This is a genomic window from Serinicoccus sp. JS2-9, assembly GCF_059025165.1.
In genome coordinates, this window is record NZ_CM180091.1 from 1,181,570 (window position 1) to 1,198,631 (window position 17,062).

Annotated in this window: 18 protein-coding genes; 11 read left to right on the forward strand and 7 right to left on the reverse strand. The window is 70.5% G+C overall.

Going from position 1 to position 17,062, the window contains the following annotated elements:
• The first annotated feature begins 217 nt into the window (after positions 1-217).
• The 4 genes from AC5PYY_RS05870 to AC5PYY_RS05885 all read left to right on the forward strand — a co-directional run bounded on the left by AC5PYY_RS05870 (position 218) and on the right by AC5PYY_RS05885 (position 4,144).
• The gene (locus AC5PYY_RS05870) at positions 218-706 is read left to right on the forward strand and encodes a hypothetical protein (RefSeq protein WP_493898854.1); all 489 of its coding nucleotides are present in this window, start codon (positions 218-220) and stop codon (positions 704-706) included.
• 432 nt (positions 707-1,138) lie between these two features.
• Positions 1,139-1,561 carry an ArsR/SmtB family transcription factor gene (locus AC5PYY_RS05875; RefSeq protein WP_143785162.1) on the forward strand — a complete coding sequence of 141 codons (423 nt, stop codon included), beginning with the start codon at positions 1,139-1,141 and terminating at the stop codon, positions 1,559-1,561.
• Positions 1,558-3,549, forward strand: a complete 1,992-nt coding sequence (locus AC5PYY_RS05880; RefSeq protein ID WP_348647747.1) for a heavy metal translocating P-type ATPase — start codon at positions 1,558-1,560, stop codon at positions 3,547-3,549. Before AC5PYY_RS05875 ends, AC5PYY_RS05880 begins: the two co-directional genes overlap by 4 nt.
• Before the next feature lie 211 nt (positions 3,550-3,760).
• Complete coding sequence (locus AC5PYY_RS05885) at positions 3,761-4,144, forward strand: VOC family protein (RefSeq protein WP_204142038.1); 384 nt, start codon at positions 3,761-3,763, stop codon at positions 4,142-4,144.
• A 310-nt stretch (positions 4,145-4,454) separates the two neighbouring features.
• Here the strand turns inward: AC5PYY_RS05885 and AC5PYY_RS05890 are convergent, their stop codons facing one another.
• Positions 4,455-4,874 (reverse strand): cupin domain-containing protein, encoded by a 420-nt coding sequence (locus tag AC5PYY_RS05890; protein ID WP_493896388.1) that lies wholly within the window; start codon positions 4,872-4,874, stop codon positions 4,455-4,457.
• 313 nt (positions 4,875-5,187) lie between these two features.
• Between AC5PYY_RS05890 and AC5PYY_RS05895 the strand changes: the two genes are divergently transcribed.
• The 3 genes from AC5PYY_RS05895 (at position 5,188) to AC5PYY_RS05905 (ending at position 6,228) form a co-directional block, all read left to right on the forward strand.
• On the forward strand, positions 5,188-5,418 hold the full coding sequence (locus tag AC5PYY_RS05895; protein ID WP_188430346.1) for a ribbon-helix-helix domain-containing protein: 231 nt from the start codon (positions 5,188-5,190) through the stop codon (positions 5,416-5,418).
• Positions 5,405-5,752 (forward strand): type II toxin-antitoxin system PemK/MazF family toxin, encoded by a 348-nt coding sequence (locus AC5PYY_RS05900; protein ID WP_114928882.1) that lies wholly within the window; start codon positions 5,405-5,407, stop codon positions 5,750-5,752. Before AC5PYY_RS05895 ends, AC5PYY_RS05900 begins: the two co-directional genes overlap by 14 nt.
• 92 nt (positions 5,753-5,844) lie before the next feature.
• Positions 5,845-6,228 (forward strand): VOC family protein, encoded by a 384-nt coding sequence (locus tag AC5PYY_RS05905; RefSeq protein ID WP_493896383.1) that lies wholly within the window; start codon positions 5,845-5,847, stop codon positions 6,226-6,228.
• Between the two features lie 91 nt (positions 6,229-6,319).
• Here the strand turns inward: AC5PYY_RS05905 and AC5PYY_RS05910 are convergent, their stop codons facing one another.
• Complete coding sequence (locus tag AC5PYY_RS05910) at positions 6,320-7,066, reverse strand: GNAT family protein (RefSeq protein ID WP_493898855.1); 747 nt, start codon at positions 7,064-7,066, stop codon at positions 6,320-6,322.
• Between the two features lie 326 nt (positions 7,067-7,392).
• Between AC5PYY_RS05910 and AC5PYY_RS05915 the strand changes: the two genes are divergently transcribed.
• Positions 7,393-8,175, forward strand: a complete 783-nt coding sequence (locus AC5PYY_RS05915) for an aminoglycoside phosphotransferase/kinase family protein (protein WP_493898856.1) — start codon at positions 7,393-7,395, stop codon at positions 8,173-8,175.
• A gap of 147 nt (positions 8,176-8,322) precedes the next feature.
• Here AC5PYY_RS05915 and AC5PYY_RS05920 read toward each other — a convergent pair whose 3' ends face one another.
• The 5 genes from AC5PYY_RS05920 to AC5PYY_RS05940 all read right to left on the reverse strand — a co-directional run bounded on the left by AC5PYY_RS05920 (position 8,323) and on the right by AC5PYY_RS05940 (position 14,726).
• On the reverse strand, positions 8,323-10,779 hold the full coding sequence (locus tag AC5PYY_RS05920) for an AAA family ATPase (protein WP_493898857.1): 2,457 nt from the start codon (positions 10,777-10,779) through the stop codon (positions 8,323-8,325).
• Positions 10,780-10,878: 99 nt separating this feature from the next.
• The gene (locus AC5PYY_RS05925) at positions 10,879-11,748 is read right to left on the reverse strand and encodes a mechanosensitive ion channel family protein (protein WP_493898858.1); all 870 of its coding nucleotides are present in this window, start codon (positions 11,746-11,748) and stop codon (positions 10,879-10,881) included.
• Positions 11,749-11,761: 13 nt separating this feature from the next.
• Positions 11,762-13,165 (reverse strand): DUF2254 domain-containing protein, encoded by a 1,404-nt coding sequence (locus tag AC5PYY_RS05930; RefSeq protein WP_493898859.1) that lies wholly within the window; start codon positions 13,163-13,165, stop codon positions 11,762-11,764.
• Positions 13,166-13,179: 14 nt separating this feature from the next.
• Entirely contained in the window at positions 13,180-14,100 is a 921-nt protein-coding gene (locus AC5PYY_RS05935) for a crotonase/enoyl-CoA hydratase family protein (RefSeq protein ID WP_493898860.1), read from the reverse strand.
• A 185-nt stretch (positions 14,101-14,285) separates the two neighbouring features.
• Entirely contained in the window at positions 14,286-14,726 is a 441-nt protein-coding gene (locus tag AC5PYY_RS05940; RefSeq protein ID WP_493898861.1) for an OsmC family protein, read from the reverse strand.
• Positions 14,727-14,916: 190 nt separating this feature from the next.
• Here AC5PYY_RS05940 and AC5PYY_RS05945 point away from each other — a divergent pair, with 190 nt between their 5' ends.
• The 3 genes from AC5PYY_RS05945 (at position 14,917) to AC5PYY_RS05955 (ending at position 16,953) form a co-directional block, all read left to right on the forward strand.
• Positions 14,917-15,582: a Type 1 glutamine amidotransferase-like domain-containing protein gene (locus AC5PYY_RS05945; protein WP_493898862.1), complete on the forward strand. Its 666-nt coding sequence runs from the start codon at positions 14,917-14,919 to the stop codon at positions 15,580-15,582.
• Positions 15,583-15,653: 71 nt separating this feature from the next.
• Complete coding sequence (locus AC5PYY_RS05950; protein ID WP_493898863.1) at positions 15,654-16,298, forward strand: VOC family protein; 645 nt, start codon at positions 15,654-15,656, stop codon at positions 16,296-16,298.
• Complete coding sequence (locus AC5PYY_RS05955) at positions 16,291-16,953, forward strand: alpha/beta fold hydrolase (RefSeq protein WP_493898864.1); 663 nt, start codon at positions 16,291-16,293, stop codon at positions 16,951-16,953. The genes AC5PYY_RS05950 and AC5PYY_RS05955 overlap by 8 nt, the downstream gene beginning before the upstream one ends.
• Positions 16,954-17,062 lie beyond the last annotated feature (109 nt).

Here is a 17,062-nt window from a genome sequence, read left to right on the forward strand (position 1 = left end):
GGCCTGGACGTCCACAAAGCGTGACTCACTTGTACCCGACCGGACTAGTCAGGAGGGCACGGCCGGCGTGGCTCTTGTGGGGGGTGAAGTCGCGGTGGCAAGGCCCGTCGCCCCTAGATCTGGACATTGGCATCTGCTATGCACTTGCACTGCACCTGCCGTGGCACATACTGTGTACGTACCAGCACCAGCCGACACTCACCATCAGGAGACCAGAATGAACCCCATCAGTGACACCAATGACGTGCTGATCAAGGCAGTTCGAGCTGCGGCGGAGGCGTTCATCAGCACGCTAGACGAGCTGTCCAACAACGTCTCCTTCGCGGCTTCGGCCACACCGGACGGGCCGATTGCTTACGACCCCTTGCACGACGAGCCGCCGTTCACCCCCGACCCCAAGGGTTCCGAAACCGAGCAGCAAATGGCCTGGGTGACCTACCTCGGAGCCATCGGTCGCCTCAACGCCGAGGAGCATCGCGGGGCGTCAAGCAAGGAAATCTCGGCGTTCGCCAAGAAGGCAGGCTACTCCGGGGGCAACGCGGTCAACGGTTGGAACTCGCGCCCCGGCAGTCCCCGCGCGGTGGAGAACATCGACGGCGCGCGCTTCTTGAACAGCGCCGCCCTCGGCTGGATCACCAAAGACGCGACGGAGCTCGGTATCGAAATCGTGGGCGAGATCGAGACCGTCCCCCAGCCGCCCAAATGAACTAGACGTCACTCTCACGAGGCCGGGGCTCCGCGGGCAAGGAGAACGACCAAGGTAGCCGCCCCTCGCATGGGCACCAGGACACTGTGACGGTATCTGCCCGCTCTCCCTCGCTGACGCGATCGACCGGCGGCATGGTCGGACGCTACGCGTTCACAGCGGCAATGTCGGACGCGCCGCAGGCTAGCGTCCTCCTGGCGGCAGTAGCGTGCGGCCACGCTCAGTGCGGCAGTAGCGTGCGGACCACGCTCAGCGCGGCAGATGAGTGCATCCCGAGCAGCCCGCAAGCGCTCCGGCGGTGGGCCCGGTGGCGACGTATGGCTAACGGGCGGGAGTTGAACCGTGACTGCTATGTGGCGAGGTCTGCTGGGCCAGAACAATGAGGGGTGCCGGCACCGACCCCGCAAGGTGCGCTATTATCGCCGGATGACGATGACATCGGACGGCATGAGCGTGCCGGCGGCGCCTGCAGGGAGTGACGGGCTGGTGGTGGCGGCGGCGCTGTTCCACGGCCTGTCGGACCCTTCCCGGCTGGCGATCCTGCAGCACCTGACCCTGGGCGAGCACCGCGTCCGGGACCTCACAGAGCATCTGGGGCTGGCGCAGTCGACGGTGAGCGCGCACCTGGCGTGCCTGCGCGACTGCGGCCTGGTCGTGTCCCGGCCAGAAGGCCGCGCCTCGATGTTCTCGCTGACCAGTGCGCCCGAGTTGCTGGGCGTCCTCGACGCCGCGGAGCGGCTGCTCGCCTCCTCGGGGTACGCGGTGGCCCTGTGCCCGAACTACGGCGTCGGGACCGAAGGCAATCCCGCCCCGGACCAGCTGCGAACCCACGCCGGGCAGGAGGAGGGGGTGTGAGCGGCCAGGAGACCCCGCAGCGGGAGGTCCTCGTGGACGCGTGCGGGTGCGAGATCGCCCCGCCGCCTCCCACCGGCGGTGGTGAGGTCGAGGAGCCGGTCACCCGGCTCTGGCAGGTGCGCGAGGTACAGCTGGGTCTGCTCTCCGGTGCATTCCTGGGGGCCGGGTTACTCGCCGGGCTCGCGGGTTGGGCGATCGCGGAGCTGGTGCTGGCTGCCGCGGCGCTGCTGGTGGGCGGGTCCACGTTCGTCCCGGGTGCGCTGCGACGACTGGCGCGCGGCAAGCTGGGTGTCGGCCTGCTGATGACGATCGGCGCCGTCGGGGCGACCCTGCTGGGGCAGGTGGAGGAGGCCGCCGCGCTGGCGTTCCTGTTCTCCCTCAGCGAGGGCCTGGAGGAGTACTCCCTGGCCCGGACCCGGCACGGCCTGCGGGCCCTGCTGGACCTGGTGCCCAAGGAGGCGACCGTGCTGCGCGGCGGCCGCGAGCTCCTGGTCGACCCCGGACAGCTGGTGATCGGGGACGTCATGGTGGTCCGGCCGGGGGAGCGGCTGGCGACCGACGGGAGGGTGCGGACCGGCCGCAGCAGCCTGGACACCTCGGCGATCACCGGCGAGTCCATGCCGGTGGAGACCGGACCTGGTCAGGACGTCTTCGCCGGGTCGATCAACGGCACCGGCGCCCTCGAGGTCGAGGTCACCTCCACCGCGCAGGACAACTCCCTGGCCCGCATCGTGCACGTGGTGGAGGCCGAGCAGTCCCGCCGCGGCGCCACCCAGCGGCTGGCCGACCGGGTCGCCGGCCCGCTGGTGCCCGGCATCCTGGTCGCCGCAGTCTTGACGGTCCTGCTCGGGGCCCTGCTGGGTGACCCCTCGGTCTGGGTGCACCGCGCCCTGGTCATGGTCGTGGCGGCCTCTCCCTGCGCCCTGGCGATCTCCGTGCCGGTCACCGCGGTCGCCTCGATCGGCGCGGCCAGCCGCCGCGGGATCCTGGTCAAGGGCGGCGCCGCGATGGAGGCCCTAGGCAGGGTGAGCACCGTCGCCCTGGACAAGACCGGCACGCTGACCCGCAACCGGCCGGCCGTGATCGACGTCGCCACCGCACCGGGCCACGACCAAGGCCAGGTGCTGGCGTGGGCGGCCGCGCTGGAGGCCCGCAGCGAGCACCCGCTCGCCGCCGCCATCCTGGCCGCCACCGACCAGGTCCCCGCCGCGCAGGACGTGGAGGCGGTCGTCGGCGCCGGGCTGGTCGGCACCGTCGACGGCGCGCGGGTCCGGTTGGGCCGGCCCACCTGGATCGAGCCCGGTCACCTCTCCTCGGCCGTGACCGGTATGCAACAGGCCGGCGCGACCGCGGTCGTGGTCGAGGTCGACGGCCACCCGGTTGGCGCCATCGCCGTCCGGGACGAGCTGCGGCCGGAGGCGACCGAGGTCATCTCCCGGTTCCGCGACCACGGCTACACCGTGGCCATGCTCACCGGCGACAACCAGGTCACCGCCGCGGCCCTGGGCGAACAGGCCGGCATCGAGCAGGTGCACGCCGACCTGCGCCCCGAGGACAAGTCCACGGTAGTCACCGGGCTGCGCGCCCACGGACCCACCGCCATGGTCGGCGACGGCGTCAACGACGCTCCCGCGCTGGCCACCGCAGACGTCGGCGTCGCGATGGGCGCCATGGGCACCGACGTCGCGATCGAGACCGCCGACGTCGCCCTCATGGGTGATGACCTGCGCCTGCTGCCGTTCGCGTTCGACCACGCCCGCCGCACCCGGGCCATCATGCTGCAGAACGTCGTGCTGTCCCTGGCCCTGATCGCGGTCCTGATCCCGCTGGCCCTCTTCGGCGTCCTCGGCCTGGCAGCCGTCGTACTCATCCACGAGCTGGCCGAGGTCCTCGTCATCGCCAACGGGGTTCGGGCCGGACGCGCCAGGCACTTGCCCCACCTTGACAAGGTCCACGACCACGCCCGCCCACTGAAGGCCCGGGTGTAAGAACAGCACGCGGCCACCCCACCAACCGCCGCGGAAACCTGGACCTTCGAGACACCGACCGGAGCGGCAATGTCGGACGCGCCGCAGGCTAGCGTCCTCAGTGCGGCAGTAGCGTGCGGACCACGCTCAGTGCGGCATGTGCGGATGCTGGCGCGAGCCGGCCGGGGGCACTCCGATGCCTGGTCGAGGCGCTTCTGGCTAGCCTCGCAGGATGAACGGAATCGTGTGGTGGGAGATCGAGACAGCGGACCCCGAGCGTTTCCAGAGTTTCCACACCGCGCTCTGGAGCTGGGCGTTCGAGCCAGCCTTCGCGGACACGTCACTCGGCGCGGACTACTGGATCATCAAGGCTGACGGCGTGACCCTTGGAGGGCTGCAGCGCTCGCTCGAGTCGACCCAGCCCTCGAGCGGCGGTACCCGCATCTACTTCGAGATCGATGACCTCGAGGCTGCCTTCGTTTCGATCGCTGAGAACGGTGGGACGATCGAGCGTCACAGGACAGAGCTGGGCGGAGACGATCGCTGGTTCGGCATCTACAGGGACCCGACCGGAACCTCCTTCGGTCTGTGGACAGCAAATCCAGAGAACCCTTAAGTCCGGACCGCGGCATGACCGGATGGGACTTGGTGGCGTGGACTCCCCGGAAGCTGCTGGTCGTCCGGACGGTGAATGGCGAGACGTTGTGCGCTCGGGCCGTCCCCGGCGGCCTGTGGAGTGGAACGTGATCTGGGTCGGCGGTGACTCGGTGTTCAGATCATCGCCGAGCGTCTTTTGGTGAGTTGTCGGCGGCTGTCCGGTCATTCCTCGCCTGGGCGACGGTGCGATGACTGTTTCCTCAGTTCGTGTGCGGAGCGCCGGGCTGCCGTGCACACGGAGCGCTCGCACTGGCTAGGGGCGCAATTTTTCAACCTAGTGGCGGCCCGACGATGGTTCGTGTCTCGCTGCCGGGCACCTGGCCGAAGGCATCGGGATCAAAGGGATTCTGGCTGTCCAACCCCGACAGGTAGTCACGCTGGGCGCGGAAGAAGTCCTCGATTCCACCGGGTGTCACGACCGTAATGAACCTGCAGGGTGCGCCGGCGAGATTGGCCACGGCATGGGGGACGTGTCGCGGAAACCACACTAGGCCGCCGGGGTGAAGCGCTCCGCTCCGGTCACCGACTTCGTAGTTCAGCAAACCTTCGAGGCAGATGACGACTTCATCCTCCGCCTCGTGCACGTGCCGCGGCGGCCCTCCGGTCTCGACGAGCCCAGCGATCACAGTGAGGAGGCCGTTGGACTCGCGCGCGGTGACCTTCATGGAAAGCACGGAGCCGCCACCCATGTCCAACTCCTCGAGGGAGTCGTCAGCCGCTAGCGCGTATCCGGGGTGGAGGGTCATATCCCAGTATGTACCTGTGGTCCGCGCATAGCGAGTCCCGTTCGGACGTTCAACCGCCTTCCGATGCGTAGTGCGACGTACGGCCCAGCTGTCGACACCGGCTGGTGCGGCAGTAGCGTGCGGACCACGCTCAGTGCGGCAGGAGCGTGCGGACCACGCTCAGTGCGGCAGGAGCGTGCGGACCACGCTCAGTGCGGCATGACCGGATGCTGCTACTGAGGTAGTAAATACCATCCTACTCGGGTAGCATCGATGCATGAAGGTGAGTGTGAGTCTGAGCGAGCAAGACCTCGCGGCCCTCGACCGTTACGTCGAAGAAGCTGGCCTCGAGTCGAGGTCCGCTGCCGTCCAGCAGGCCATCCGCCGCCTGCAAGACCCGCAGCTGGAGGCGGCCTATGCCGCCGCCTGGGAGGAGTGGGCCGTCGCAGGGGACGAAGACGCGTGGGCGTCAACGTCCTCGGACGGGCTGACCGATGCTGCGCGGTGAGATCCTTCTCGTCGATCTGGATCCGGTGCGCGGCAGCGAGGCCAACAAGCGGCGGCCCGCGGTGCTCGTCAGCAATGATCGGGCGAACACCATGGCTGAACGACTCGGTCGTGGAGTAGTCACCGTCGTGCCCGTGACCAGCAACGTGGAGCGGATCTTCCCGTTCCAGGTGTTGCTGCCAGCCGACGAGACAGGACTGCGGGTGGACTCCAAGGCCCAGGCGGAGCAGGTGCGCTCCGTCGCCGTCGAGCGGGTCGGTTCTGCGGTAGGCCGGGTGTCGCACCGCCTCATGGCCGCGGTCGACGAAGCGTTGCGAATCCATCTGCAACTGTGACCGCGCGACGCGCGGCAAGAGCGGATGGCGGTCGTAGCCCCTCGCGGGATACTCCGACGCCCGGTCACGGCTCGTCTGGCTAGCATCCAGGGATGAGCGGAATCGTCTGGTGGGAGATCGAGACAGCGGAACCCGAGCGATTTCAAGACTTCCACAGCGGCCTGTGGGCGTGGACGTTCGAGCCAGCCTTCGCGGATACGTCGCTGGGAGCGGACTACTGGATCATCAAGGCTGACAGCGTGGCCATTGGAGGGCTGCAGCGTTCGCTCGAGCCGGTCAAGCCCTCAACAGGCGGCACCCGCATCTACTTCGAGGTCGACGACCTCGAGGCTGCTTTCGTTGCCATCGCTCAGAACGGAGGGACGATCCAGCGTCGTCGGACTGAGCTAGGTGGCGACGATCGCTGGTTCGGCATCTATAGAGACCCGACCGGAACCTCCTTCGGCCTCTGGACCGCCAATCAGGAGAACCGATGAGGTCGGGCCCCGGCATAGCGTGCGTCCTACGCTCCGCGGCAGTAGAGTGCAATTGCCGCTATCTCTTTGCGCCTGTTGTGGCTGGGATGGCTTATGGGGAGTGGCCAGGTCTCTGCCATTCGATAGTACTGTCCAATTCTGCCCCTCCGTGGTTGAGGGCTATCAGGTGCGAGTTCCGGTTGGACTGGTCGGTTTCGGCTGTGATGTGAGTTACGCCCCTTGCCTGCAAGGTGACCGCGATGTTCTGCAGCAGCGCTAGGGCCAGACTGGTCCTGCGCCACGGGGTGGTGACCCCGATGCATCCGAGGCGTGGTTCGGGGTGACGGTTCCAGACGCGAATGAGCCCATCGAGAGTGCCTGTTCGAGGATGTCGAGCGACGAGGTAGAGAGCGGGGTCGAAGTCGGGGTCGTCCAACGATTCGGTCAGTTGCGCGCCGGTGCCGGCCCAGCCGCTGGTCCCGGGGATGTCGTCCCTGATGGTGTTGTCGAGGACAGCCACGGCCTGGGGATCCAGTTCGGTGACAGAGACGATCCGGTGCTCAGTGCGAACCGGGATGGTGGGGATCGCTGCGACCTGGAGCCGCCAGAGCCTTTCGGTTCTCACTGGTAGGAAGCCGGCGCGTCGCAGGGCACGGTTGTAGGTCTCGTCCTGGTCAGCTGGACGAGAAAGGATCAGCGTGCCGCATCCGTCCTTGGTTGCTGCGTCCACCAGCGCTGGCCACGCGCTCGGGTGCTCTGCTGGTAGTCGTACGAACCAGTGGCCATCTGGACGTCGGATCGCCCGCATGGTTGCTCCGTCGACCGTCGACCGGCGCCGGACTACCTGGGGATGGGTCATATGGCGATCCTTTCGCCTCCACCCCAGGCATTCCACCCGTTTTCTGTGGTCGGGCTTCAGGGGCGATAACCGGTGGCTTGGCCACCTTTCCTTGTGGCACGGTCACAGGCATGCGAGACACCGCCTGGCAGAGCGACGTCCACCAGTGGGTCTGCGCGGTGACAGGAGGATCGCTGCCCCCTCTGGAGCATGTCCGCACCGAGGCCTGGTCCACGGTCTGGCGCGCTCGGAGCCGGGACACCACGTTTTGGTTCAAGGAGAACACCCCGTCCCTGACGCCCGAGGGTCCTGTCCAGGCCAAGCTGGCCATCCTTGCACCGGAGCAGGTGGACGCCCCGGTGGCGTGGGATGTCGACCGTGGCTGGTTGCTGACCCCGGATGGCGGTCAGGTGCTGCAGGATCGCTACCCCGAGCTGCGCGGCATGGACCGTGAGGCCATTCGGTCGATGCTGCGCAGCTACGCACACCTCCAACGCGCGACCCTCGGCCACGGGGAAGATCTGGCTGCTGTGGGACTGCCGGACCGCTCACCTGCCACCGCCGGGCAGACGCTGAGGCAGGTGGCGACCGCGATGGCGGCAACCCCACCAGGCGACCCGCGGCACATCGACGATCAGGAGCTCACCCGGCTCCAAGCCGGCGTGGACGTCGTCGAGGAGGCAGCTAGGTGTCTGCAGCACGGGCCCGTCCCGCACGCTCTTGATCACAACGACCTGTTCCCCCGCAACGTGTTCGTGCCGCGTTCCGGCGGCCAGGGTTATCGCTTCTTCGACTTCGGTGAGTCGTTGTGGTCCCACCCGTTCGAGTCCCTCGTGATGCTGACCTGGGAGGTGATCCACCAGCACAAGCTGCAGGTGGCTGACAGCGGCCTGCTCGACCTGGACCATCCCAGCATCCACGACCTCTTCGATGCCTACCTCGAAGGCTGGCAGGACTTTGCTGACCTACCCGCTCTGAGACGTCTGACGGCAGCCGCGCTTCAGATCGCTCCCCTTTACCGGGCCGAACGCTGGATGGAGATCCTCGCCAGCCGTCCGGCCGCACTCGGCCGGCACGGAAGCATCCCACGGGCCTGGATCTTTGACATCGAGCGGCCCGTGCACCTCTGACGAAGTATCTCTGGCAGCCCACCCCCGGCCGAAGCCGTACTGCCCTGGTCGATACCCACATATCCCCGACGAGCGGCCACCCTAGCCACTCCTGTTCGGCGATTTGACGGGCTCAGCCAACATCCGCTCATCGGCATGACAGTGATGTCACGTCCGCCCACGGACCGCCACGATCCGGCCGCCTTCATCCCCAGCACCCGGCCCCAGCTCGACCACTACGTCTGCCGTCGCCACAGCCACCGGGTCGTGCTCGGCCACGACGACGGTGTGTCCTCCCGCCGCGAGCGCGTGCAGCTGCGCCAGGAGCCGGTGCACGTCGGCGGGGTGCAAGCCGGTGGTCGGCTCGTCGAAGAGGTAGAGCGTGGCGCTGCGGCGCTGCTTCTGCAGCTCGGTCGCGAGCTTGATCCGCTGCGCCTCGCCCCCGGAAAGCTCGGTGGCGGACTGCCCCAGCTGCAGGTAGCCCAGCCCCAGCGCAGCCAGCGCGTCGAGCGCCCGCGCGGCCGCCGGCACGTCCGCCAGCGCTTCCCGCGCCTCCCGCACACTCATCCGGAGGAGATCGGCGACGGTATGCCCCTGCCACCGCACCTCCAGCGTCTCCGGCGCGAACCGGTCGCCGTGGCAGGTCGGGCACGGGGCATACGTCCCGGGCAGGAAGAGCAGCTCCACCGCCACCGCGCCCTCACCCCCGCACGTCGGGCACTGCCCGGCGGCCGTGTTGAAACTGAAGCGCCCCGCACCGAAGCCGCGGGCCTTCGCCTCCGGCGTCGCCGCAAAGGTCTTGCGCACCGCGTCCCACAGCCCGGTATACGTCGCCAGCGTCGAGCGCGGTGACCGGCCGATCGGCTTCTGCGTGATCCGCACGACCCGCGTCGGCGCACCCTGGCCCCGGGCACGCACCGATCCGCCCGACCCATCGGCCCCACCCGCGCCGTCGCTGCCGGTCCCGGCGTCGTCTTCCTCCCCGGCGTCCTCGAGATCCTCCACCCGCGCCAACTGCGCCCCGACGACGTCGTGCACCGCGTCGAGCAGGCTCGTCTTGCCCGACCCGGACACGCCCGTCACCACGGTCACGACCCCGAGCGGCAGGTCCAGGTCGACGCCCCACACGGTATGCCGTGACAGCCCGCGCAGCTCCAACGTCCCGGTCGGCGTCGGCGCACGGCTGGCGGTCCCAGAGTCCAGCACCTCCGCGGCGTGGACCGGCTCGTACAGGTACACCGCGGTCGGCGACTCCGCTACCCCCCTCAGCCCGTCGACCGGCCCGGACCACAGCACCTCGCCGCCGTCCCGCCCCGCGCCCGGCCCCACGTCGACCACCCAGTCGCATCGCTGCACGACCACCATGTCGTGCTCGACCACGACGACGGTGTTTCCCGCGGCCACCAGCGCCCCCAGCAGCCCCATGAGCTGGTCGACATCTCGCGGGTGCAAACCGGCCGACGGCTCGTCGAGCACATAGACCACGCCGAAAAGCCCCGACCGCAGCGCCGTCGCCAGCCGCAGCCGCTGCAGCTCACCCGAGGAGACACCGGCCGCCGGCAGGCCCAGCGTCAGGTGCCCCAGCCCCAGGTCGAGCAGCAGCTCCAGCCGCCCCAGCAGGTCGGCCACCAGCACCCGCTCGGCCTGCTCCTGCGCGTCGCCATCGACCTCAGCAGCTGAGCCGTCCCCGAGCTCCGCCGCCCGCCCGCGCAGCACCGCCACCAGCTCGCTCACCGGCAACGCGGCCGCTTCGTCGATCGCCAGCCCCTGCCACGTGACCGCCAGCGCGTCTGCGCGCAACCGGCGCCCACGGCATACCGGACACGCCCTGGTCTCCACGAGACGCAGCATCCGCCGCCGCGCCGTCGCGCTCTTCGTCTCGGCGAGCGTCCGCCGCACGTAGCGCGCCGCCGAGGAGAACGTCCCCTGATAGGGCCGGTTGATCCGCTCGGCGTCCCGCGTCGGCACGACCGTGACCACCGGCTGCTCGTCGGTGAAAAGGATCCAGCGCCGCGTCTCCTCCGGCAGCTCGCGCCACGGCGCGTCGATGTCGTGCCCGAGCGTCGCGACGATGTCGCGGTAGTTCTTGCCCAGCCACGCCCCCGGCCACGCGGCGATCGCGCCCTCGGCGATGGAGAGCGAGTCGTCCGGCACCATCGAGGCCTCGGTCGGCTCGTGCACCACCCCGAGCCCGCCGCACTCCGGGCAGGCGCCGACCGCGGTGTTCGCCGAGAAGTGGTCGGAGTCGAGCCGCTCCGCCCCGTCCGGATAGACCCCGCACCGGCTCAGCAGCATCCGCAGCGTCGACCCGGTCGTGGTCACCGTGCCGACGGTCGAGCGCGCGCCTGCGCCGGAGCGACCCTGCTCCAGCGCCACCGTCGGCGGCAGCCCGCGCACGTCGCGCACCTGTGGGTCGAGCGCGCCGTGCAGCAGCCGACGCGCGTAGGGCGCGACCGAGTCGAGATAGCGCCGCTGCGACTCGCCGTGAATCGTCCCGAACGCCAGGCTCGACTTGCCCGACCCGCTCACCCCGGTCACTGCGACGAGCGCGTCGCGGGGGAGGTCGACGTCGACGTCACGCAGGTTGTGCAGCCGCGCTCCGCGCACCTCGATCTGGCCGTCCATGCAGGTCAGGGTATGCCGCCGCACCCATCCCGCTGCAGCCGTCGCGCTGCACTCCGGTCACCCAGGGCGTCACCCCGCAGCACGCCGCGGGACAGAGGACTACTCCCGCTTCTCCTCGAACAGCTGGCTCAGCGTCTGCGTCAGCCGCGGCGAGGCGTCGACCGTCACCGCGTCCGAGGTCGTCTCGATGCCCGCCTCGGCGAAGGCGGCGAGCACCGCACGGATGACCGCGTCGGTGGCCTCCTTGGTCTCCAGCTGGCGGGCGCCGGACCAGAAGCGCAGCTCGAGCACCACCGCCTTGGTGCCCACCGCGGTGAAGAAGGCCTCCGGTGCCGGGTCGTCCAGCACCGGCGCCAGGCCGACCATGGTCCGCACCGCCACCCCCTGCGCGGTGGCGAGATCGTCGTCGTCCGCCAGCTCGATGGTGATCGAGCTGCGCACCTGCTCATAGCCGGTCTGGACCGTCACGAGGTTGGAGTGGAGGGTGCCGTTGGGCACCAGCACGAGCCGTCCGTCGAAGGTGCGGATCGAGGTCGAGCTCAGCCCCATCGACACGACCGTGCCCGCCTGGTCCAGCAGCGCGATCTGGTCACCCACCTGGATCCGGTCCCGCGCCAGGATGATGATGCCGGCGAAGAGGTTGCCCAGCACGGTCTGGAAGGCGATACCGGCCGCGATCGAGATGATCCCGACGCCGCCGAGGATGTTGACCGGCCGCACGCTCGGGAAGAGCACGGTGAGCGCGATACCTACGCCGAGGGCCACCACGACCCAGCTGAGCAGCCGGCCGAAGACCTGCGAGGACTCGGCGCTGCGGCCCCGCCAGCGCAGGGCGCGCGCCACCAGCACCCGCACCAGCTGCCCGAGGAGGATCGACCCGACGAGCGCGGCCAGCGAGATCCCGAGCCCGGTCCAGGTGAGCTCGGGCAGCGTGAGGCCGCCGTCCTCGGCCGCCGCCAGCACCATCATCCGCCCTCCTCCGTCATCCGCGCTGCTCCGTGGGAGCGGCCTCGTCGTCGGCGCGGGCCCGCTCGACGATCTGCTCGGCGACGCGCTCCCAGTGGTCGAGCGCCTCGGCATACTCCGGTAGCGCGACCGGGCGCAGCCGCTCGATGATGAAGAGCACCTGGCGCGGCACCTGCAGCGAGTTCTCCGCGTAGTGCAGGACCTCCTCGAGCGCGAGGTCGATGAGCTCCTCCACCCGCTGCGGGGTGTGGACGAGCCGGACGACACCGTCGTGCCGCACCGCTCGGGGCAGGTTGCGCCGCGTGACCACCCGTCGCAGGATCCGGTGGATCTCGTCCATCACCTGGCTCGCGGTCGTCGGGTCGTTGATGCCCGGGCTGAGCGCCCGCTCGGCGATGTCGACCAGCTTGCGGATGCCGACCGCCGGGTCCTGGTTGAAGGCCCGGTCCTGCTCGACGACGACCGAGCGACGCAGCACCGCGACGTCCAGCTCACGCTCCAGCTCGGCCTGGTCCTCCTCCTCGCGCGAGGGCGCCTCCGCGATGGTGACGGGCGCGCCCGGCACGTGCACACCCCATACCCGGATCGCCGGAGCACCCTCGGTGACGTAGCGACCGACCGGGGTGAGCACCTGCACGACCGCGTCGTGCTCGGTGGCCCACCGGACCAGGCCGCGGTGGTCGACCTCGACGACGTAGCCGTGCTCCTGCGACTCGACGGTGAGCGGCGCGCTGCCTTCCGGCTGCTCCCATTCGGCGGCGTGCTCGGGGTGGGCGGGGTCGTCGGCGCGGGGGAAGTAGCGGTCGGTGACCGCCATCGTCGACTCACCCAGGTGCGAGACGATCGAGGAGACCTGGATCGAGGTCGTGATGTGGTGGATGAAGGCGAGAAACATCGCCACGCTCGCCAGCACGAACAGGAAGCCGAGCGTGATCGAGATCTGCGGCACGAAGGCCGTGATGTCACCGGTGTCGCCGCGGACCGAGCGCAGCACGGTGAGGGCATAGGTGAAGGTCGCGGCGAAGATCCCCAGGGTCGCCTGGGTGATCCGGCTCGACAGGAAGTCGCTGAGCACCCGCGGGCTGAACTGGCTGCTCGCCAGCTGCACGACGACCATCGTGATCGAGAAGACCAGACCGGTGACCGAGATCATCGCGCCGGCGATGTTGCCGAGCATGTCGCGCGCGCCGCCCGGCCCGCCCTGGAAGACGAAGGGCAGGTGCTCGTCGAAGGTCTTCTCCCACTCCGGCAGCAGCGCGCCGGTCGCGGTCGCGACGATGACGATGACGGTCGGCAGCATCCAGAAGGGTCGCCAGAAGCGGTCCCAGCGGGTGATGCTGCGGGTCTGGGGCAGGACGCCGACGTCGTCGATGTCGTCGTGGTCCGCGTCGCGGGTGGTCTGGTCGGTCGCCTCGGTCATCGGGGCACAGCCTGTCAGGGGGTATGCCGTGCCGCACCTCGACCGGACGCCTCGCCGGGGTGGTCGGTGCGGGGAGGGCTGGCAGCGCGGGGCGCGTCGGCGGGGGTGGCCTGGGTGGCGGCCTCGGGGGCGGCCTCGGGGCGGGGGGTGCCGCCGGGGAGGTCGGAGCCGTTCATCCGGGCCAGCAGCTCGAGCTGGGCGCGACGCTCCCGGGCGAAGGTGCGGCGGGCCGAGGAGGTCCACGAGCGGGTGAAGAGCTGCTTGGCGCGGGCCAGGGCCCGTCGGTCGTGCTCCACCATGGCGGCGACGAGCTCGTCGGCCGCGGCGAGCGGGTCGTCGGCGACGCGGGTGGCCAGGCCCAGCTCGGCGGCCTCGGCGCCGGGCACGAGGCGGGCGGTCAGGGTCAGCTCCTTGGCGACGTCGATCCCGACCAGCTCGGTGAGGGAGCGGACCCCGCTCATGTCGGGGACCAGGCCCCAGCGGGCCTCGCGGACCGACCAGGTGGCATCGGGGGCGGTGGTGCGCAGGTCGGCCCCGAGGGCCAGCTGGATCCCGGCGCCGAGGCAGTGCCCATGCACAGCGGCGACGACGGGGACGGGGAGGCGCCGCCAGGCCCAGCAGGCCTCCTGGAAGGTGTTGGTGCCGCGCCACGGCCGAGGGAGGAAACGGCGGGCGATCCCGGTCCGGTCGCGCAGGGCCGAGCGCAGGTCGAGGCCGGCGCAGAAGGCGTCACCCGCGCCAGAGAGGACGACCGCCCGCACGCTCTGCTCCCGGCGCAGGCCGTGCGCGGTCGTCACGAGGTCGTCGAGCATCTCCAGGGTGAGCGCGTTGAGCTTGTCCGGGCGGTGCAGCTGGACCTGCACCACCCCGGGCGAGCGCCACGAGAGCCGGACGTGCTCGCCGGTGCGGGGCAGGGAGGGGTGAGCGGACGGCATACCCCCGAGCATCGCAGACGGGCCGCGACGGTCCGGTGACGCGTCGTCGTGACGCGACACGCCCGGGCGGGAGCGACTCATCCGCGCACGTGAACGAATGAGCCGATCGGGGCGGGCGCGTCATCGGCCCAGGCGTTCACGCGAACGCCTGGGCCGATGAGGTATGCCGTGAGGTCGGGTCCCGCTCAGGACTCCAGTGCCGCGTCGAGGGTGATCTCGACGCCGGTGAGCGCCTTGCTGACCGGGCAGCCGGCCTTGGCGTCCTCGGCGGCCTGGACGAAGCCGGCCTCGTCGAGACCGTCCACCTCGCCGCGCACGGTGAGCGCGATGCCGGTGAGGCGGAAGCCGCCGGCGGGGTCCTCGCCGAGCGACACGCCGGCGGAGACGTCCAGGGCCTGCGGCGTGCCGCCGGCCTCGGCGATGAGCGCCGAGAGCTGCATGGCGTAGCAGGAGGAGTGCGCGGCCGCGATGAGCTCCTCGGGGGAGGTGTGGCCGTCGGCCGAGTCGGCGCTGCGGGTGGGGAAGGAGACGTCGTAGGTGTCGAGCTGGGAGCTGGTGAGCTCGACCTTGCCGGAGCCCTCCTGCAGGGAGCCGGTCCAGGCGGTGCGTGCGGTACGGGTGGGCATGTGCATCCTTTCGACGGGCCTGTCTGTCGTGGGGGCAACGTGTGGGCGGGGCCGGACCATTCCACCCGGCGCGGCGCGCACGGGGTCCCCGGGCGGGAGGGCGCGGCCTAGGGTGACCAGGGCGATGAGTTCCGTCGCCTGGCCCGGTCGGTCTGCATGACCGTCCTCGCCCCACCCACCAGGAGGTGCCGTGAAGCTGCTGCTCACGTCCGGAGGAGTCTGCAACCCCAGCATCCGGGAGGCCCTGGTCGACCTGCTCGGACGCCCGATCGAGGAGTGCCACGCGCTCGCGATCCCGACGGCGGAGTACGGCCACCCGATGTGCGGGCCCGCCAACGCAGGCCGTTTCATCACCGGGACCATGCCCGTGCCGATGGTCGACCTGGGGTGGGCCTCGGTCGGGGTGCTGGAGCTGACCGCGCTGCCCACGGTGGGCCGCGAGCGGTGGGTGCCCTGGATCGAGGAGGCCGACGTGCTGCTCGCCTCTGGTGGCGCGGCCGACTACCTCGCGCACTGGATGCGGGAGACCGGGCTCGCCGACCTCCTGCCGACCTGGCCGGACAAGGTCTGGGTCGGCCTCAGCGCGGGGAGCATGGTAATGCCGCCGCGGATCGGGCCGGAGTTGGTCGCGTGGCGGCGGCCGGACGGCAGCGACCGCACCCTCGGGGTCGTGGACTTCTCGATCTTCCCGCACCTGGACGTGTTCCCGACGAACACCCTGGCCAAGGCGCGGGAGTGGGCAGCGAGGATCGACGGGCCGTCCTACATCCTCGACGATCAGAGCGCGATCGTGGTCGACGGTGACCGGGTCGAGGTGGTGTCGGAGGGGGAGTGGCACGACTTCACTGCCGGCTGAGGGACGCGGGCGGGGGCGGGAATGGGTACCGTGAAGGGCCTGACCCCACCCCGACCCGAGGAGCCCCGCGGATGCTGGCTGTGAGCATGGTGACCATCGACTGCGAGAACCCGCGCGAGCTGGCGGAGTTCTGGACCCAGGCGCTGCAGACCGAGATCACGGTGGACTGGGACGACTTCCTCGTCCTCGGCGGGGAGCCTGCCCTGGGGCTGCAGCGGGTGGACGACCCCACGCCGGGCAAGAACCGCCTCCACCTCGACCTGTCGGGCGGCGTGCGCGCGCAGGAGGTGGCGCGGCTCGTCGAGCTCGGTGCCGATGTGGTGCGCACGCACGACGTCGACGGCTTCGGGTGGACCGTGATGGTGGACCCGGCGGGCAACGAGTTCTGCGTCGGTGACCCGCACGGCGACGGGGAGGGTGCGGATGAGGCTGCGCCGGCCGAGGGTGAGGGCGAGGCCGCGCCGGCCAGGGGACGGGACGAGGACGACCGACCCGAGGACTTCAACGAGCGGGACGCGGGCGAGAACTGCATGGAACCGGAAGCCGAGGCGGGTGCGCAGCGCGCCGACCGGCAGGGCGGTTCCGACGAGGGCGCCTCCGACGAGGGTGCCGACCGGGAGGACGCCTCCGACGATGGTGGTGTCGAGGACGACGCCGACACGGGCGCCGACGCCGGCGGAGTCGAGGACGAGCAGGCGGGCGGGCCGCGTGCCTGAGCCGGAGGGCGCCGAGCAGGCGCCGCCCACCCCGCTGGTGCTGCTCCACGGCGTCGGGCAGGCCCCGATGGCCTGGGAGGACGTCGTCGTCGCGCTCTACGGCAGTCGCCGGCTGCTGACGCCGTGGGTGCCCGGTCTGCGGCCGACCGGGCAGGAGGTCATGTCGCTGCCGGACGCCGCCGCGGCGTTGGACCAGCAGCTCATGCTCGAGGGGCTGCGGCAGGTCGATGTCTGCGGGCTGTCCTACGGCGCGATGGTCGCGACCCGCCTCGCCGCAGACTTCCCCGAGCGGGTGAGGCGGCTGGTGCTCATCGGCGGCCAGGTGCGGCCGCCGCGGCTGATCATGCGCGCCCAGTCGGCCGCGCTCAAGCTCGTGCCGGCCTCCCGCCTGGCCGACTCCGGGGTCTCCAAGGAGCGGCTGCTGCAGGTGCTCGAGGCCGCCCGCGCCGCCGACCTGAGCGACGCGCTCGGGCAGATCCAGGCGCCGACGCTCGTGCTCGTCGGAGCTAAGGACAAGGCCAACCAGCTGGGCTCGCGCGCCCTGGCGAACGGCATACCCCAGGCGCAGCTGCGCATCGTCGAGGGCGCCGGCCACACCCTCAACGAGGACGCCCCGGCATTTCTCACCGACCTGCTCCGCGACTTCCTCGACTGACCGCGCGATATGTCGTGACTGGCCGCGCGATATGTCGTGACTGGCCGCGCGATGTGTCGTGACTGGCCGCGCGTTCTGTTCGGACTGGCCGCGCGATATGCGCGCATAC

Bases quoted from the DNA above. Each gene is read 5' to 3' on its own strand.
- AC5PYY_RS05870 (WP_493898854.1), top strand. From the start codon at position 218: ATGAACCCCATCAGTGACACCAATGACGTGCTGATCAAGGCAGTTCGA.
- AC5PYY_RS05875 (WP_143785162.1), top strand. From the start codon at position 1,139: ATGACATCGGACGGCATGAGCGTGCCGGCGGCGCCTGCAGGGAGTGAC.
- AC5PYY_RS05885 (WP_204142038.1), top strand. From the start codon at position 3,761: ATGAACGGAATCGTGTGGTGGGAGATCGAGACAGCGGACCCCGAGCGT.
- AC5PYY_RS05890 (WP_493896388.1), bottom strand. From the start codon at position 4,874: ATGGGTGGCGGCTCCGTGCTTTCCATGAAGGTCACCGCGCGCGAGTCC.
- AC5PYY_RS05895 (WP_188430346.1), top strand. From the start codon at position 5,188: ATGAAGGTGAGTGTGAGTCTGAGCGAGCAAGACCTCGCGGCCCTCGAC.
- AC5PYY_RS05900 (WP_114928882.1), top strand. From the start codon at position 5,405: ATGCTGCGCGGTGAGATCCTTCTCGTCGATCTGGATCCGGTGCGCGGC.
- AC5PYY_RS05905 (WP_493896383.1), top strand. From the start codon at position 5,845: ATGAGCGGAATCGTCTGGTGGGAGATCGAGACAGCGGAACCCGAGCGA.
- AC5PYY_RS05910 (WP_493898855.1), bottom strand. From the start codon at position 7,066: ATGACCCATCCCCAGGTAGTCCGGCGCCGGTCGACGGTCGACGGAGCA.
- AC5PYY_RS05920 (WP_493898857.1), bottom strand. From the start codon at position 10,779: ATGGACGGCCAGATCGAGGTGCGCGGAGCGCGGCTGCACAACCTGCGT.
- AC5PYY_RS05925 (WP_493898858.1), bottom strand. From the start codon at position 11,748: ATGATGGTGCTGGCGGCGGCCGAGGACGGCGGCCTCACGCTGCCCGAG.
- AC5PYY_RS05930 (WP_493898859.1), bottom strand. From the start codon at position 13,165: ATGACCGAGGCGACCGACCAGACCACCCGCGACGCGGACCACGACGAC.
- AC5PYY_RS05935 (WP_493898860.1), bottom strand. From the start codon at position 14,100: ATGCCGTCCGCTCACCCCTCCCTGCCCCGCACCGGCGAGCACGTCCGG.
- AC5PYY_RS05940 (WP_493898861.1), bottom strand. From the start codon at position 14,726: ATGCCCACCCGTACCGCACGCACCGCCTGGACCGGCTCCCTGCAGGAG.
- AC5PYY_RS05950 (WP_493898863.1), top strand. From the start codon at position 15,654: ATGCTGGCTGTGAGCATGGTGACCATCGACTGCGAGAACCCGCGCGAG.